The sequence below is a fragment of the Polaribacter sp. Hel_I_88 genome (assembly GCF_000687935.1).
GTDB lineage: Bacteria > Bacteroidota > Bacteroidia > Flavobacteriales > Flavobacteriaceae > Polaribacter.
Genome location: NZ_JHZZ01000001.1, coordinates 1,537,429 through 1,554,869, shown reverse-complemented (window position 1 = coordinate 1,554,869; position 17,441 = coordinate 1,537,429). Strand labels below are relative to the sequence as shown.

The following is a 17,441-nucleotide window of genomic DNA, read 5'->3' as shown; positions in this document are numbered from 1 at the left end:
ATAGATGTTTGAAATGGAGTTTTAAGAAAAAAAATCTATCCAATTAAATACCTCCACTTATCAGGAAAATAAGGGGTTAAATAGTGTATGTGTGCCAAATCTCTCAAGTACCTATGATCCGCCTCATCTGTTCTATAATTATACTCAAACTCACTTACCCTTAGTTTAATTTTTTCTTTAAAATCTTCAAATGAAAGCTTTGCATTAATATCAAAAGTTTCAATTTCAAATTTAGTTAATCTTAATTCTGACTGATATCCATCAGTAACAGATTTAGAAAACAATTGTTCTTCTAAGTCATTAATTTTGTCTTCAATTAAATGTTTTGAATTTGAATTATTTCCATGATGAGGAATAAAAATACCCAAACCAATATCATACTTTTCAACAAACTTTTTAACCATATTAAACTCATTTTCTAAACCTAAGATAGCAACAAACTCAACCAAAACCGAAAGCAAAGGAGAGGTAGAATCAGAATAATACACAGGTTTATTTCTAGTTACGGTAAATTTAATTACATTCTCAATACTATTATTAGCATCAGGCAATCTATCATGATTTTCTTTACCTAGTTTTATATAAGCTAATACCTCCTTCAAATAAGTTTTAGCTTCATCAAGCTCTCCATTTTTTATAAGAATAATTAAAATATCTATTATAACATTTGAATGAATATCTAATAAAGGCCTTGCACTAACACTATTTGCTTTAATCACATTCAATAGTATATTTCTTAATTTAACCCTATACTCATCTTTTCCATTAACCAAATCTAAATTAATTAGAAAACACAAGTATTTTAAATATTCAAAAGTCCTATAAGTATAACCTATTTCCTCATATCTCCCACCTTTTTCAGAATAAAGACCGTCTTTGATAGTAGCTAGGTCTAAAGTATTTATAAAATATTCGGATAAGATTAAATAGAAAAATTTAAATATTTGGTTGAAGTATTTTAAAATAATTTTATCTTTTTCTAATTTGTTTTTTAGAATCCAAAACCAAAAACGAATTATCAAATACTCAACATACCTTTTTGCTATATCTAAATTTTCATACTCTTTTGACTCCGAATAAATAACAAATGACACCAACTTTAAAGATTCAAATAATAAAACCCATTTTCTTTGAATAGTTCTTTTATATCCCTCCCAATCATTTCTTTCAATCAATAAATTTAATAACTCTTTAAAATCCTCAGAAACCCCTTCATTAACATTAAAATTTACTAGAACTCTATTGAAAAGCTTAGTTGTTTTTTGGTCAGTTAATAAATATGCCCCAAAAAGATATTCAGAAAAATATTTTACTAAATCAGAAATACCCCATCTTTCAAATTTGATTATTGAATTCTCTGGAAACTCTGTTTTTATAAAGCCTTCAAAAACTTCTTGGACACCAGCTTTTAAATCCCCATTATGGACTAAAATTATTTTTAAAGGCAAATTATCAAAATTAGGATAAGAACTTTCAAACTTCTTAAATTTCGCCTCCAATAATGACTCTTTAATCCCATCATCTTTTTTAAATGTTGAACTTGAAACATGCCTGTCTTTTCCTCCTTTAATTTCAAAATAAAACTTTGTCAACTTACCTGTGTTAAAATCCTTACCAACAGCAACTATGTCTTTACCATATTGAGGAAAACCTTTAGTTAATTTCGGATTAGATAAGATAACAAAACCCTTAGACTCTAAAAGAATAGGAAAAATCATATCTAATTCTTCACTTTCTGTTAAAGATTCGAGATAATTTTTTACTACAATTGCTTTAATATCCATAATTAAAATTTACTTTTAGGATTATTTAAATTATACTCAAATAAGTCTGGATTTTTGAATGCCTTAATATCTATATATGATGAACTTTCAATTTTATTTAATGGAGATATTTCATCATTATTTTCAGATTTCCAAGAATTACCTCTAACGACAATAATTGATTTAGATATAGCACTTAAAAAAGAATTATCACCTTTATTAATTTCTCTTATCATTTTAGCTTTATTTTCATGCTCTAATCTATAATACAAATCGGCTAACCCTCTTTCATTTTCTATTGGATCAATATGTCTATTTCCATTCTTAATCTCTTTTATCTTATGATAAGACTCTAAAGCAGATTTTATAGGCTTAATAAATCTCATGTCTTTCACATTCTTACCTATACTTTCTTTAATCCAATTAAATAACTCATCATGATATGAATTAACAATCATTTCACTTAATCCATTTTGAATTTCATTAATTACACGTTTAAACTTTGATTTTCTTAAACACAAAAGCATTGGCAGAATTAAATTAAAAGAATGAGGAAAGTCTATAATTGTCTCAACAGTTCTCAATTGAGCAATTTCAGTTTTTAAATTAAGTAAATTAATATCACAATTCCCTAACAACATTAGCTTAATAGTTCCTGTTCTAATTATCTTATTTTCTTGAGATATCAATTCTAGTAAATGTAATTCAGTTTCTGTTTTCGAATTTTCCCAGAAATGATTAATCCCTCCTTCAAAATAATTCAAATCTGTTTGAAAGCCATGCTTAGCATAACTTATATAAAAAAAATGAAAAAAATGTTTAGGGTCTACAAATGTTCCAAAATATTCTTTTAAAAAACTTGGCTTCTTAACTGTTTTTAACACAAAGTGTAAAAACTCATATCTTTCTTTTTCAAAACCTTTTATATGCCAAGATAAATTATAAATAATCCATTTTTTTTCATTTTCATCTCCTTTTTCGTAGTACTCTCTAAACTTTTCAAAACACTTTTTATTAAGTTTATCATTTAATTCTAGCTTAAGTAAATTTTCGTAAAAATATACACATTCATTAAGATTATTCTGTTTTGTTAAATCAACTTTATCTATAAAATTTATGATTTCTTCAATATTTGAATCATTAGTGTAATTGATTCTACCAAAAAAAAATAAAGCAATTTTTTCATGCTCACCAAATAGTTTTTTAGAAATATCATATGCTTTTAAATACCCATTTCTATACATCCCTAAAAGCAGGTTTCCAGAAAAACTAATATTATTGAAAATGTTATTCTCAACCCCATATTCATAAAGTTTAATTGCTTTAGATAAGTCCTCACTAGTTAATTCTTCTAAATACTGAAAAGCATTATGACTATGTCTTTCATTAACAAAAGAATAAACTAAAGTATTATATGTTAATTCAACACTCAGATCTATATAAGGCAAGGCTCTAAAAAAATATCTTTCAAATAAATCAAGGTGTTTTTCTCTTTCCTTATGTTCTTCAGGAAGCTCCAATAAAAAATTATTTACATCAAGATTATTTTCATTATTTAGGAAAATAATAATCCAAGATTTGAATGAGTTGATAAGATAGTCATATTGATTTAAGTATTTAGTCTTATTATTTTTCTTAAGATATTTCTCAAATTCATCAGCAAATAACATTGAATTTGAAATATCTATTTCCATTTTCTTATTCAATTTTAATTCAGCATAGCTTAATAATTGAGAATTAAAGAATTCAGAATTGAAATTAACTTTTGCTTTTTTAGAATTAGTATCACGTACTGATACAACATTCAAGTTCAAAAGCTGATTGAAATTTTTTATTTCATATGAATCAAAAATATTTTCTTGATTTTTTATTAAAATATCAATCAACTTAAATAAACTTGGGACATTATTTTTCATTTTACTTTTTGTATCTAAATTAGAATATAAAAATTTAATTAGCAAAAAATCATATACTTCATTTAGCTCTTTATTCTAACCACTGTTTTTTCAAGGCTCAGAAAAAGAACATCAATCAGATAGAGAGAATGGATCGACTTAAAGATAGTAATGTGGCAAAGTATGGAATGATAACTTTAAGAACATATGGAGAAAGAGTAGTTATTGCCCAAAAATTAGAAAAGAAAACATTGAACGCTCAAAAATGGGATATTTATCATTTAAACTTGAATAAATAACTTTAGGAATTCGAATACGCACAAAATGGGAACTAATAAAAAAACACTCAAATAAATGAGTGTTTTAAAGTATTCAATTTTCATCAAACCAAATTTCACGAGCTCTTTCAAACCCACACCATCGATGATTTTTATCAAAACCTCGAAATGCGAGTTCGTGCCGAATGATTTTATCAAGCGGAATCTTTTGTTCTAAGATATACCGCAAAATTTCACCATCAACTACAGAAACAATTCCAATAATTGATTCCCAAAAAGGAAGTGGTTCTTGATTCTGCCTGATAACATCAAGTTGTTTGTAAGATAATTGAGAATGATTTTCTGGAAGAATATCTAAAAACTCCATCTCCATTTCCTCAGCTGTAGCTTGTTCACAAACAGCAAAATTATTATGAGGACCATTGATAACACCAAATCTAATACCCGCAATTCTGTATTTAAAATTGAGCCATAAACAATGATCTATTGCTTTTTGCTGTTTCTCAAAAAGGTCTAAATAATTATCATTTTTCATGAGCAGGCTTTTTAGCGTTAGAATTTGATTTCTTTGCATTTTCAACTTTTGAAGTTGCTGTATCATCTTCTTTAGGAAGTACACGTCCATTTAAAGAAACAATATCATCCCTTGAAGATTTTGGATCTGTCCCTTTTTTACGAAGTAAGCGTTGCGTATTAAACAGAGAACGACATTTAATATTAAACTCAGTATAATTAAACGCATCACCTTTATTCTTAAAGGATTTTACATAAGCCTCATACAATTGCTCATTGGTAAGCTGATTGTCTTTAGCTTTCATAATAATATCCATTACTAAGGATGCTACAGGATTGAGACCTCTTTCTGATTCCGAAAAATCAAAACCAAGTTCCTCAATACGCTTGCGTTGTTCATCATCTGCATATTTCAAGAGAACAGTAATATCACGTCTATAATCTTTTAGACGATCTACTACGTTTTTCTTATTTTCTTTTGCAGTTTCAATTTGTGCTTCTGTTTGTTCCAGAAGACTTTGGTCTGTTTTGATGTTTTCTATTAAAACATCTACGATAGTTGCATTCATATTTATTCAATTTTAAAATTAATATTTAGTTTTAAGTAAGTAGCCAAAGGCTATGCACCACGAGTTCATCTCGAGTAAATTTCTTTTCAATAAGGATGTTGTCTATTTCAGCTTCTGCTTCCTCCTTAGTATCAAAAAAGTAAGACGGCTTTGTCGTAACCGCATACACATCTTCAACCAAAACATCACTGGTAAATATGGCAAAGACTTTTTTGGTCATTCCTGTTTTAACCAGCAAACTGCGATAATTGGAAGTATCATATTCGTCCCATTCCTCAACAGGTTTTGAAGCTAAATAATGGATTTCGTTTTGGGTTCTTTGGAAAAAAGCATCAATATCTTCTTGAGCAATGCTTGGTGTATCTATCATTTGTTTTTCTAAACGATGAATCGTCCAGAGCAGAATGCCATAATCACCATTGATTAACTCTAAAAGTTTTGAGCGTTGCATAAACCCAAGTGCGTTTTTACTCCACACATCACGATACAGCCAGTGAATCATTTCTCGTAATTCACTATCCGTTTGAAGCTTCACTAATTCAGGTGAAGGCTTTGCTTGTTTTTCAGACTCTAAAAAGAATTCTAGTCTACTAAGGAAAAACAAAATTTGTTTATAGGTTCTTAATTTCATTCTTCTTCGTCTTTAGGTTCACAATGGTTTTCAATGGTCGCTAATAAGTGAACATAATCGCCACTTTTAGCTTCATCCATTACTAGTTCTATTTCCTCAGAACTCCATCCTTCTTTTTTAGCTTGTCGTCTAAAGATTCCCATAACCATAAAGGCATTTCCATCAACACCAACCAAGTTGAGATTAACAGTTTTTTCAATTACTTTTTTCATTGTTTTTAATGTTTAAATTAATATTTACAGTATTCACGAATAGTTTCAACCAAATGGTCTTGATCATTGTGTTTTTTAGCTTCAGTAATTACATACTGAATCTCATCATCACTCCAAGATTCTCTTTTAGCGATATGCTTAAAGAGACCTAACAGTGTTGTAGTAGTTCCTTTAAAACCTCTAAGGTCGAGGTCAATCATTTTGTTGACGATTTGTTTCATATTTAATTGTTTTAGATTTAATGCTTTTTTTGTATTCTTTTTTCTATTTTGAGACTAGCTCCTTTCCTATTTTTAGAGTGTTTCGCCTGAAATAGGGTAATTAGCTGTTAAAACCTCCGTTTTTCGACCCCTTGATTTTCCAGCCACTCCTTTTTTAGCAGACAGAGGTTTGTCAAAGGTTTTGGTGTGCCAGCCATTTTGTTTAGTGTAGGTATCAAGAATTTCAGAAGGGTAGCTACTCAGTAGAAATTTTCCTTTGATATTCGATAAGGTGTCAAGAAGTTCTCTAAAGTCCTGCTCAGTATAGCCACTATAAAAAGATTGACAGGAATTGAAATAAGGAGGATCTACATAATGAAAAGCATCTGGATTGTCTCTGCTTTTAATGACTTTATTGGCATCATTATGTTCAATCTGTACATGCTCTAAACGCTGATAGATTTCTTCGTTAAATTTTATTTTTTTGTTATTGAGTTTCAGCACCTGTTTTCCATATTTATCATAACCCCAAGAACCAATCTGACAGGAAAACCCCATATTAGTTCCGATATAAAAGGCCCAAGCTTGTTGAAGTTTGCTAAACAAGTGTGGCATTTTATAAACGGTCAATGCCACTTTGTAACTCGCTCTTGAAAATAAGGTCGCCTCGACTTTGGCTTTTAAATCCTCAAAATTGGTTTGAATTACCTGATAAAAGTTAACGACCATATTGTGGATATCATTGATGGTTTCTGATTCGCTTTGTTCTTTTGCAAAAAAGACAGCACCACCTCCAAAAAAGGCTTCTGTATAGATTCGATGTTTGGGAATGAGTGGCAATATGGTGGTGACCATGTTTTGTTTGCCTCCATAATAAGAAATTGGGGTTTTTGACATATCAGTGGATGGTTAAAGATGGATAAAGAAGAATTACGAATTGCACCCAAAGGGAATTCGTAATTTTCAAATTTTAAATGGGTTGTTAGAGCTCTCCATTGTCTGCAAAAGAGAAAAAGTTCTCAGAGGTTAAAATCAAATGATCCAATAGCTTGGCATCAAATAAGAGCAACCCTTGTTGTAATTTTTTGGTGATTTTACGATCTCTCTCAGAAGGAACTAATTTTCCAGAAGGGTGGTTATGTGCCACAATCAAATGAGAAGCATTTGTAAGTAAAGTCAGCTGTAAAATCTCTCGAATATTGACCATTACTCCAGAAATATCTCCTGACCCAATGGTTGAAATTGCAAGGACTCCATTGGCTCTAGATAAGAAAATGGTCCAAAAGAATTCTTTTACATCCAATACATAAGGATGGATATAATCTCTTAGAATCTCATTTGCATCCTGAGAAGAAGTAATGCTTCTCATGGAAGAAAATAAAGGGCGTTTGTAATGAAGTTCTACTTCATTGCAACTCATCAATTGAGTTGATACATGTGTTGATTTCATACGTATTAATTTTAAGGTGAATTAGCAGCTGCTTTTGTTAAAAAATAGATTTGCAATGTTTGAAAACAGTATGCTTGAAAAACAAAAAACAGCGGAGTTCAGCCTTTTGGTTTTTTGAACCAATTCTTGGTAATGGTTTTAGCAGAGAACGGTTGGGAAGGTTTTCCGTTGATCATCAGCTTCAAATAGATATGAAAATTCTCAAGCCCGATAAAGTCACTGGCTGAAAAGATTGGGTAGAATTCTTGCGCCATGTATTTGGCATCTGCATAGGAAATTCTAAAACAAATTAGGGTTCCGATGTTCCCTAAAACAGCTTCTTTAATCTTTACAGGAAGCTGATTCAAATACTGGTGTGCCACGATAAACCCTATTTTAAATTTTCTCAGTTCTGCAAACATATTCACAAGTGATAGAGTCGTGAAATTGTGAAACTCATCTAAATAGATAAAGAAAGGTTTTCGGTTTTCTTCCTCAATTAAAGACCTATGAAATCCTGCTGCGGATAAAGAATTTAAAAGCAAGGAGCCTAGTAGATGAGCCGCATCAACACCCAAAGTTCCTTTGGATAAATTAATTAAGAAGATTTTTTCTGAATCGATAATCGATTGGATAGAGAGTTGTTGCGTATTGTCGACCAATATCTTTTTCACCATTGGGATAGCCAAAAAACTACCTATTTTATTCAAAACAGGCAAAACATCTGACTTAGAGTATTTAGGGAATTGGTGTGTCCAGAATTGCTTGACTTCCTTGGCAACAATATGTTGTTGGCATTGTAATCGAAATGTTTCATCCACAAGCAAACGAGTCACGTCCGAAAAGGTGGCTTTTTCCTGATCCAACAACGTCATAAATACATTACGTAGAATATGTTCTAGTTTGATTCCCCAGGCCTGCTGTCCCCAAATTTTTTGAAAGGTTTCGATGATGTGAGACGCAATCAAATGACGGTGTTGGTAAGCTACTTTGCGCAGGGGATTGTAACCCCATGTGAGATTAGGGTTGGAAGTATCCAAATACACACAATCTTTTTGACGGTTTTTGGGAATGCTTTGATGCACTTTTTTTACCAAATCACCACTCACATCAAAAAGCGCCAAACCTCTAGAATGCAAAATATCTTGATGAATCAGCACTTCCAATACATTTGTTTTTCCAGCGCCTGTCTTACCTAAGAGGTACATGCCCACATAACGATCATGTTGATAGATACCAAAAACATCTTTTTGGTCGCGAAAATCAGTTTGAGCAAAATAAGAGATATAAGGTTCATATCGATGAGGCATACCAAAATACTACTGTAATTTGTATGGTTTTTGGAGTAATGCCAATTGGTATCAAAGGTCCATACCAAAAAGCACAACTAGAGATTTAAATGCCTTCTGTTTAGATAGAGATATGATTACCTCTACTTGCCACATCAGAGATTGTTTTGACCAATACTTATCAGAATGTGAGTATACCAAGCGATTGAGTTCACACACGATGAATAGTTATCGAGATGTGATGAAAAACTTTTTAAAAGTGATGCCTGAAATCACCACTCCATTGGACTTACATCCTTATTTGGTCCATGAATTTTTTAAAAGATTGGGAAAACGAGCCAAAAGAAATAATCGGGAAATTAGAGTATCTACCATTAGAACCTATTTCAACAAACTCCAGGTGTTTTTTAATTGGTTAGAAATGAATGATTTGGTTGAAAAGGGCTCGTTGACCTCTAAAATCATCAAACCACCAAACCCCAAATATAATGATGAGAAAGCATTAAGTAATGCTCTAGTCTCTAAAATTATAGCATCCATTGCACTTCATAATACGGATAATGATGAGCAATTAAAAAGAGACCTTGCCATCATTAAAACGCTTCAATATTCAGGAATACGCAAAGGAGAACTATTAGGGCTTCGAGTCCAAGATGTGGATTTTATACAAAAAACCCTTTTCATCAACAGCGATACCTCCAAGTCCAAAAAAAGCAGGTATATTCCTCTTCATTATTCCTTAAGAACCGCTTTAAAATTTTACCTCCAAACTCGAGCATCAAAAAATACAACTTCGGAATATCTATTTGTTTCTATCAAAAGAGATGCGCCATTGACACGACAGGGAATGAAGTATTGGGTGAAAAAATACAAACGTTTATCAGGTGTAAACTTTCATCTGCATCAGTTCCGACATACGTTTGCTTGTAATTTAGCCACTCAAGGCACAGCCATCATCAATATTAAAAACTTGTTGGGACATGCTACGACACAAATGACAGAGCGTTATTTACGTTCTATCAAAACAGAAGATGCTCGATCACACATCGATAGCCTTCTGTAAATTGTATTGTCCGATATCCTTTACTCTTCATACTCTTTACATTTAAACAATTAGTAAGAAGTTTATTAAATTAACTTTAAAAAAAACACTATTTTGTTTCAAATATTTAAGCTATCATTTAAGCAGTATGAAACTAACAACTATTAAAATTAAAAATTTTAGATTACTTAAAGAAGTGAATATTAATTTGAGTGATGAATTGACTGTCGTTGTAGGCCGTAATAACAGCGGAAAAACTTCTTTAACTGAACTTTTTAGCAGACTATTAAGTGATAAACCGCTATTTAGGGCAGAAGACTTTTCACTTGAAAGTGTATATAATTTTTGGAAAGCTTTCCAATTATTCAAGGAAAAGAAAGAATACTTAAATTTAGTACCCAATATTCAAATTCAATTTATCATTGATTATACTCAAGATCATAATCTAGGCTCCTTGAGCCCGTTTATTATTGATCTCAATCCAGAGTGTTTTGAGGCAAAAATTTCCGCCCAATACCATATAAAAAGTGATCGAATTGAACATATATTCAATGATATTGATACTACAATTGATGAATTTGAATTTAATAGCAATTTGAATAACTTAATTAGAGAAAATTTTGTGTTTGATCTTGTCTGTATAGATGTAAATGATGAAGATAACTTTCGCTCCGTTGAATTCTCACAATTAAAATCACTTCTACGATGTGGATTTGTAAATGCTCAAAGAGGATTGAATGATGATACCTTGAGCGATAAGCGTGGAATATTAGCTTCAATTCTAGAGAAACTTTTTATTAATACTGAGGGTTCAGAAGATTTAGATGAAAAAAGTATTATTGAGAAGATTGAAAAATCCGTCGAACATATACAGGAAACTTTAGATGGTGCCTTTAAAGAGGAGTTAGGGAAGCTCTTTCCAACATTTAATATGTTTGGCTACCCAGGTCTTTCAGACCCTAATTTAATAACAAAGACGACATTGGATGCAAAAAGACTTCTAAGTGGTCATACAAGCGTGAATTACGCCGGCTCTCGAGGTATCGATTTACCTGAAAACTACAACGGATTAGGTTCAAGGAATTTGATTTATATATTACTCCAAATCTATGATTACTTTAAGGGATATAAAAACAGCCCTACGGAACCTGGAGTTCATGTAATTTTTATTGAAGAACCAGAGGCTCACTTACATCCCCAAATGCAAGAAGTATTTACAGATCAGTTAAAGAATATCGTAAAAACATTTTCTAAATCTTTTAATGAAGGTCGCCCATGGCCCATTCAATTTGTACTTACTACTCATTCTTCTCACATAGCCAATAGAGCAAATTTTAAGGACATTCAATATTTCCTTACACAAAATTCAAACGAATCGATAGATACTCAAGAATCAAAAATTAAAGATCTAAAGAATTTAGCAAAAAACTTAGAGCGTAAAAATGAAGATTTTTTGCATAAGTATTTAACATTAACTAATTGTGATTTATTTTTTGCTGATAAAGTCATTCTAATAGAGGGAACAGCGGAAAGATTATTTCTGCCATTGATGATACAAAAAATTGAAGAAGCTAATGAATTTGAAAGAAATTTATCTTCGCAATACACAGCTATTATGGAGGTTGGAGGAGCATACTCTCATCTTTTTTTTCCGTTGTTAGATTTTTTGGAAATCCCGAGTCTTATCATTACTGATATCGATTCTGTCAAAAAAGGAGTTAATAATCGTAATAATGCTTGTATGGTCTCTAAGGGAGAGTTTACGAGTAATACAGGAATCAATACATGGGCACAACTCTTGGATAGTGAGCGTGAGGGTAATATTACTATTACTGAACTTCTACAATTGGATGATTCACAGAAAATTATTGGGAAAAAACGGTTGGCTTTTCAAATTGCTCAAGAAGAAGATTCTCCAACGGGAAGAAGCTTAGAAGAATCTTTCATTCTTGCAAATAGCGATAAATTTTCACTTACAGGATCAAATATTGAAGAGCTTGAAATTGAGGCTTCAGAATTAGCCAAAACTTTTAAGAAAAGTGATTTTGCCTTGAAGCATTCAATTGAAGATACTGATTGGATAGTTCCCAAATACATGGAAGAAGGAATTATATGGTTGGCTAACCAAAATGTGAAATCATTAACAAACCATAGTATTGAAGAGAAAAATGACTAATACTAGCCCTGCAGAAATTGCTGCATTACAATCATTAGAGAAAATATACACTTGTATTAGAGATAAGAAATCTTTTATTCTAGAAGCAGGTGCTGGAGCAGGAAAAACCTATTCACTAAATAAATCACTTTCCTATATTTTAGATGATCAGGGAATATTCATGCAACGTAGCGCTCAGCAAGTTGCGTGTATTACCTATACTAATATTGCTGCTGATAATTTTACATCTACCCAAAATAATCACCCTGCTTTATTCAGTGGAACTATCCATTCGTTCTGTTGGATGATTTTAAGTAAGTTTCAAAGTGAATTGCGGAAATTAGTATTAACTAATGAAAAATTAATTGAATTACTTGAAGAAGATCAAAATATTAATGATTTCAATATTGAATACGATTTCGGATATAGAAAAAAAGAAGATTTTATTTTAAAAATTCATCATGATGATGTTATTAATTTTACAATTGAATTTCTGAAAAATAAGAAGTTTCTAAAATATTTATCAAGTATTTTTCCCATCATATTAATAGATGAGTATCAAGATACCAATGAGCAATTAGTGGATTCTATTTTAGAGAATATTGTGAAAAGTGAAACAGAAATACTTATTGGTTTTTTTGGGGACAGTTGGCAAAAAATCTATGGTGATGGATGTGGAGAGATAAATGATTCGTCTTTGGAGGTGGTAAAAAAACAGTCGAATTTTCGATCAGAAAAAAACATTGTTGAAACACTCAACAAGATTAGACCTAACCTTCAGCAAGAAGTAGTAGAACCTCAAAGCTCTGGTTCAATTCGTGTATATACTTCAAATAATTGGACTGGTGGATGGGAAACGAGAAACCATTGGCAAGGTGCACTTCCAAGCAATCAAGCTAGCATCAACTTAAATAAAGTACGCGAAATTCTTAAATCCGATGAAGGCTGGACATTTGATAATGAGAATACTAAAACTTTGATGTTAACGCACCGAGTTTTGGGTATTGAACAAGGTTATGAAGATATTGTTTCTGCATTCAGATATAATGATTCTTTTATAAAGAAACAGGATAAACATATTGCTTACTTCCTTGATGTTATTGAACCCTTGAGAGAATTATTTGAACAAGGCAAATACGGTGAAATGTTTAAACTTCTGGGAAGAAAATTTCCTCATATAAAGACAATTTCAGATAAAAAAGATTGGAATGATTCATTAACTGAACTATTTCAAATCTGTGATAATGGGAGTGTTGAAGATGTTGTTAAACATATCATGTTAAAGGGAAAACCAATTATTGATTCAGGCATCTTGAGAAGAGAAGAAGAATTAAATATTGATATAGAAAATGAAAATGAACTTTCATCGTCTCAAAAAGAGTTGAGGAAGCTAAAAGTTATTGAATATTCTCAAGTTCGAGCATTATCTAAATTCATATCTGGTTACACTCCATTTAGCACTCAGCATGGTGTTAAAGGAGATGAGTTTGAAAACGTTCTTGTTGTTTTTGGCAGAGGGTGGAATCAATATGATTGGGACAAATTCTTAGGATTAAGTAATCCGGAAAATAGTAATCATTTAGGTCAAGAGGATTTCTATATACGTAACCGTAATCTCTTTTATGTTGCTTGCTCTCGACCTATAAAGAATTTAACACTATTATTTACTCAGCGACTAAGCATTAAAGCTCTCGAAACATTAGTTAATTGGTTTGGCGAAGATAAAATCACACATCTTTAGGGTTTGAATATTAACTTTAAATTTAGTTCAAAGGAAAGTTAAAATAGAAAAGAAGAATATACATTGACTGAGGATAATGAAAATTTAAATTCATCTAACTTTTAACTGTACACATCTTCGCCAAAAAGCTATAATGAACCTACACTATATCCACAAATATAGTATATAGATGTAATACATTACAAAAATAATTTACGTACGTATTACTTGCTTAAAAGAGCATTAAAATGAGTTGCTGACGGGGTTCAATGAAAAAAATATTTTTTTCGACTCAATTCGGCTAAAACCCATATAATATAACGAATTAGCGGGTTTAAGATTGAACCCCATTCCTGATAATGACGAGGTCCTAGGTTCAAGTCCTAGCACGCGCACAAAATCCCCTTATTTCTCAACGTTTTAGAGAGATGAAGGGGTTAAAAAATAGCCTTATTGGACCCCGTCCCTAAAATATAAGTCTCTAGACAACTCAAAAAATCTCTTGTACAAGTAATCGATACCTTCAAACCACTATGACTATTGAATTTTTACTGGAAGATTTTTGCCATTACGCCAGATATATGAGAGGCGTGTCAAAAGAAACAGAATGCCGTTATCGAGAGAAAATCTCTTACTTCGCCAAAGCATCCAAAATCACCCTTATCAGCGACGTTTCAGAGAAAACGGTACAAAGCTTCTTTCTTCATGGAAGAAGGGATAAGGAGTGGAAAATCAGCACCTACAGAACCTATTACATGACGTTGGTCGTGTTCTTTCGATGGTGCGTTAAAAACAATCATTTAGAGACAAATTATCTAAAAGATTTTGAATTGCCAAAATTAGAGAAATCACTCCCTAAAAAAATAAGAAAAGAGGAAGCATTGCGATTGTTAGAAATCGCCTATAATTATCCATACACTCAGAAATACCTAAAATATCGAAACCACGCTATTTTCTCTTTATTTTTATTTGCCGGACTTCGAAAGAATGAAGTATTACATTTGAAGTTGGCAGATGTGGATGTTGAAAACTTGAGTATTTTTATACGAATGGGAAAAGGAAATAAAGATCGCATCATTCCTATGGATAGCAATTTGGCAAAAAGTTTGAATCGGTACCTTATAGAGCGTAAGAAAAGCGGTAAAACATGTCCAGAATTTTTTACCAGTTTGAATCTCAACCAAGGGTTTACCAATTCAGGATTGAAACTACTAACCAACAAATTAAAAGAAGCTTCTGGGATTTCCTTTACGATTCACAAGTTGAGACATACTTTTGCTACCTTGATGTTAGAGGGAGGCTGTGATATTTACAGTCTCTCTAAAATGATGGGACATAGTGATATCAAAACCACGACAATATACTTATCTGCAAGTGCAGAGCATCTTCGAGAACAAATACGCAAGCATCCCTTAAACGCATTGGTTGCCTAATTACCAAAAAGCAAAACTTTTATATTTAAAGGATCTTTAGGATACTTTTTTATATGCGCTATTATCATCAGTCCACACAAGTTCCTAATGAAATTTTCGATGAACACCTACCCTATTTGAATCAAACCCAGTTAAAAGTGTTGCTGGTGGTCATTCGTCAAACGTTAGGCTGGGTAAACCCAAAAACAAAGCAACGCAAAGGCCAGGATTGGATTAGTATTTCGTTTTTTTCTAAAAAAACACGATTAACCCATAAATCCATATCTCTGGCAATTGCTGTTTTGGTTTATAAAAATTTAATCGTTGCATTAGATAATAAGAATCAGGAGTTAAGGCATCCAAAAGACAGACGAGGAAAGAAACGTGTTTATTACGCATATGCTCCTTTGTATAGAGCATTAAAAAGAAAGACCTGTGTAAAGAAGTTGAATGACTTGAGTATTTATCCACCTGATACAAAACAAACACAGACAAAAAGAAATACAATAGCAAAAGAGGGAAGGTACGTTCGGCAGACAGATGCACAAAGGTATCAAGCTATTTTGCAGAAAACTAAGAAAAACTCCAGCGGATAATCATCGACAACCTTATGCACACTTCATTCACATATTTTGGGCGAGAGCGATTTTTTTTGGTACTCCGGTACCAAAAAGCGTAACTCCAAGATAATAATTTCTAGAGCTAGTATACTAAAAGTCATAGGAGAGATTAACCCCTATGACTTTTATAGCAATTATGTATATTATCAATTACTTAAAACAAGCACGACGTAGTGCAAACTTAACCCTTCAAGATATGGCCTATCTTTTGGATATGGATTTTTCAAACCTATCCAAATATGAAACGGGAAAGAAGCAACCTCCTGCTCGTGTGATCATAGCGTATCACATTATTACAAAAACACCATTGAAAAAACTGTTCAAATATAGTCTGCTTGGAGTGATTGATGCAGTTTCTAGCAAAACGACCTCTTTGATTAGTCAGTTGGAAGATGAGATGACGACTCCCAAACTCAAGAAAAGGATTCTTGCGTTGTATGAGGTGTTGAATAACATCGGATGTTTACAAGAAGTGAGTGAAAAAGAGCATGACAGCGAATAGACAACAACGGATTACCTTAGCGATGTATCCAAATACCTTTGGGGTGGGCTTTGTCATCTGTGAAGGACCCAAAGAGATTTTAGACTATGGAATTAAAAAAGTACAGCCTATTTCTCATTATAAATACATGAAAAAAGTGAAATGGTTGTTTGAATACTGCAAACCTGACATTGTTTTACTATTGGATTATAAATCTAGAAAAATATCCAAACGCCAAAAACGAATTATTGATGCGATTTTGCAATTGGCAAGAGCTCAAAATCTCCAACTGAAAACCTATTCTCGTTCTCAAATCAAACAAACCTTTTTGTCATTTCAAGCGAAAACAAAGTATGAAATTGCAATGATGGTATTGAGTTGGTATCCAGAACTAAAAGAGAAAGCACCTCATAAACGGCTTCCTTGGATGGCGGAACATTACCAAATGGGATTGTTTGATGCTTTTGCGCTGATGTTGACGCATTATTATTTGGAGGAATAGGGATTTTATCACAATGAAAAAACATATAGATGAAAAAAATTCCTGATTCAAATTATTTGTGATAAAATTAAAAATATGAGTAATTTTAATTCCAAATTAAAAAGAATAAATGTTCCTTTAGTAGATCATAAATACTGGAGTTGCATTGAAAAAGTTAATTCTTTGAGATTAAAAAACGATATCTTCCACAGCATATTGAAAGAAAAATTACAAGGATATTCGCTTGCGGATATTAAAGGATTTCATCTCAAAACTAATCAACTAGTAGAAAATATCAAAAGTAGAGAGTTGCAACATATTGCAATTCAAATGAGCGATATTGGTTGTTCTGATGATGGATTAGATTATTTTATTTATTGGGTTATTTCTCAAGGAAAGCTAGTTTATCAGAATACAAAATTGAACCCAAAAAGTCTTATTATAAATTATAGAGTTGGTGGAATTCATAACTATGAAGAATTTGGATATGTTGCCTATGAAGTATTTTATGATAAAACAAATGAAGACTTAAAAGATTATTTAAATTAATGCAAAAAAATTAAACTAGTCTTGTATTTATCTTGAATCAAAAATATTTTCTTCGAGAAATATATTGGAAATTTAAGTGGTTCTGCCATAGGAGTATACCTTAAAATTATTAAAAATGTTTTGGGTTGGAGAGATGAAAATGGAAGAGTAAAATACAAAGACTAGATTTCTCATTCTCAGCTTGAACAAACAGGATTATTTA

19 protein-coding genes are annotated in these 17,441 nt (G+C 31.7%); 9 read left to right on the top strand and 10 right to left on the bottom strand.

Translation table 11 applies throughout. The features are described from left to right. Window positions 1–35: 35 nt before the first annotated feature. Together P161_RS18215 and P161_RS0107010 are read right to left on the bottom strand one after the other, a co-directional pair. The gene (locus P161_RS18215) at window positions 36–1,784 is read right to left on the bottom strand and encodes a hypothetical protein (protein ID WP_036841311.1); all 1,749 of its coding nucleotides are present in this window, start codon (window positions 1,782–1,784) and stop codon (window positions 36–38) included. A gap of 2 nt (window positions 1,785–1,786) precedes the next feature. Continuing rightward, a complete protein-coding gene (locus P161_RS0107010) occupies window positions 1,787–3,679 on the bottom strand; it encodes a hypothetical protein (protein WP_026776309.1) in 1,893 nt (630 codons plus the stop codon). Window positions 3,680–3,807: 128 nt separating this feature from the next. On the opposite strand from P161_RS0107010, the gene P161_RS19480 reads away from it, so the two are divergent. Then, complete coding sequence (locus P161_RS19480; RefSeq protein ID WP_155810434.1) at window positions 3,808–3,957, top strand: hypothetical protein; 150 nt, start codon at window positions 3,808–3,810, stop codon at window positions 3,955–3,957. A gap of 73 nt (window positions 3,958–4,030) precedes the next feature. Here the strand turns inward: P161_RS19480 and P161_RS0107000 are convergent, their stop codons facing one another. From P161_RS0107000 to P161_RS18210, 8 genes are all read right to left on the bottom strand, one after another. Then, complete coding sequence (locus P161_RS0107000; protein ID WP_026776308.1) at window positions 4,031–4,471, bottom strand: hypothetical protein; 441 nt, start codon at window positions 4,469–4,471, stop codon at window positions 4,031–4,033. Beyond that, window positions 4,461–5,018, bottom strand: coding sequence for a hypothetical protein (locus tag P161_RS0106995; RefSeq protein ID WP_026776307.1), 558 nt, complete (start codon window positions 5,016–5,018; stop codon window positions 4,461–4,463). Before P161_RS0106995 ends, P161_RS0107000 begins: the two co-directional genes overlap by 11 nt. 31 nt (window positions 5,019–5,049) lie before the next feature. Continuing rightward, window positions 5,050–5,649: a hypothetical protein gene (locus P161_RS0106990; RefSeq protein ID WP_026776306.1), complete on the bottom strand. Its 600-nt coding sequence runs from the start codon at window positions 5,647–5,649 to the stop codon at window positions 5,050–5,052. Further along, on the bottom strand, window positions 5,646–5,861 hold the full coding sequence (locus P161_RS0106985) for a hypothetical protein (RefSeq protein WP_026776305.1): 216 nt from the start codon (window positions 5,859–5,861) through the stop codon (window positions 5,646–5,648). Before P161_RS0106985 ends, P161_RS0106990 begins: the two co-directional genes overlap by 4 nt. A 17-nt stretch (window positions 5,862–5,878) precedes the next feature. Beyond that, on the bottom strand, window positions 5,879–6,082 hold the full coding sequence (locus P161_RS0106980; protein ID WP_026776304.1) for a hypothetical protein: 204 nt from the start codon (window positions 6,080–6,082) through the stop codon (window positions 5,879–5,881). Between the two features lie 72 nt (window positions 6,083–6,154). Beyond that, window positions 6,155–6,958 (bottom strand): DNA adenine methylase, encoded by an 804-nt coding sequence (locus tag P161_RS0106975; RefSeq protein WP_026776303.1) that lies wholly within the window; start codon window positions 6,956–6,958, stop codon window positions 6,155–6,157. An 85-nt stretch (window positions 6,959–7,043) separates the two neighbouring features. After that, complete coding sequence (locus P161_RS0106970) at window positions 7,044–7,511, bottom strand: JAB domain-containing protein (protein ID WP_081816999.1); 468 nt, start codon at window positions 7,509–7,511, stop codon at window positions 7,044–7,046. A 98-nt stretch (window positions 7,512–7,609) separates the two neighbouring features. Beyond that, window positions 7,610–8,800: a type IV secretory system conjugative DNA transfer family protein gene (locus tag P161_RS18210; protein ID WP_051605694.1), complete on the bottom strand. Its 1,191-nt coding sequence runs from the start codon at window positions 8,798–8,800 to the stop codon at window positions 7,610–7,612. 220 nt (window positions 8,801–9,020) lie between these two features. On the opposite strand from P161_RS18210, the gene P161_RS0106960 reads away from it, so the two are divergent. The 8 genes from P161_RS0106960 (at window position 9,021) to P161_RS19050 (ending at window position 17,239) form a co-directional block, all read left to right on the top strand. Further along, window positions 9,021–9,842, top strand: coding sequence for a site-specific integrase (locus P161_RS0106960; RefSeq protein ID WP_231494713.1), 822 nt, complete (start codon window positions 9,021–9,023; stop codon window positions 9,840–9,842). 127 nt (window positions 9,843–9,969) lie between these two features. Next, window positions 9,970–11,997, top strand: coding sequence for an ATP-dependent endonuclease (locus tag P161_RS18205; protein ID WP_051605693.1), 2,028 nt, complete (start codon window positions 9,970–9,972; stop codon window positions 11,995–11,997). Beyond that, a complete protein-coding gene (locus P161_RS0106950; RefSeq protein WP_026776300.1) occupies window positions 11,990–13,717 on the top strand; it encodes a UvrD-helicase domain-containing protein in 1,728 nt (575 codons plus the stop codon). Before P161_RS18205 ends, P161_RS0106950 begins: the two co-directional genes overlap by 8 nt. 512 nt (window positions 13,718–14,229) lie before the next feature. Continuing rightward, window positions 14,230–15,129, top strand: a complete 900-nt coding sequence (locus P161_RS0106945; RefSeq protein WP_036841308.1) for a tyrosine-type recombinase/integrase — start codon at window positions 14,230–14,232, stop codon at window positions 15,127–15,129. Window positions 15,130–15,182: 53 nt separating this feature from the next. Continuing rightward, entirely contained in the window at window positions 15,183–15,704 is a 522-nt protein-coding gene (locus P161_RS0106940) for a replication protein (protein WP_026776298.1), read from the top strand. Window positions 15,705–15,846: 142 nt separating this feature from the next. After that, entirely contained in the window at window positions 15,847–16,230 is a 384-nt protein-coding gene (locus tag P161_RS0106935) for a helix-turn-helix domain-containing protein (RefSeq protein ID WP_026776297.1), read from the top strand. Further along, the gene (locus P161_RS0106930; protein WP_026776296.1) at window positions 16,217–16,711 is read left to right on the top strand and encodes a hypothetical protein; all 495 of its coding nucleotides are present in this window, start codon (window positions 16,217–16,219) and stop codon (window positions 16,709–16,711) included. The genes P161_RS0106935 and P161_RS0106930 overlap by 14 nt, the downstream gene beginning before the upstream one ends. A 75-nt stretch (window positions 16,712–16,786) precedes the next feature. Continuing rightward, window positions 16,787–17,239, top strand: a complete 453-nt coding sequence (locus P161_RS19050; RefSeq protein WP_051605692.1) for a DUF4240 domain-containing protein — start codon at window positions 16,787–16,789, stop codon at window positions 17,237–17,239. Window positions 17,240–17,441: the final 202 nt, after the last annotated feature.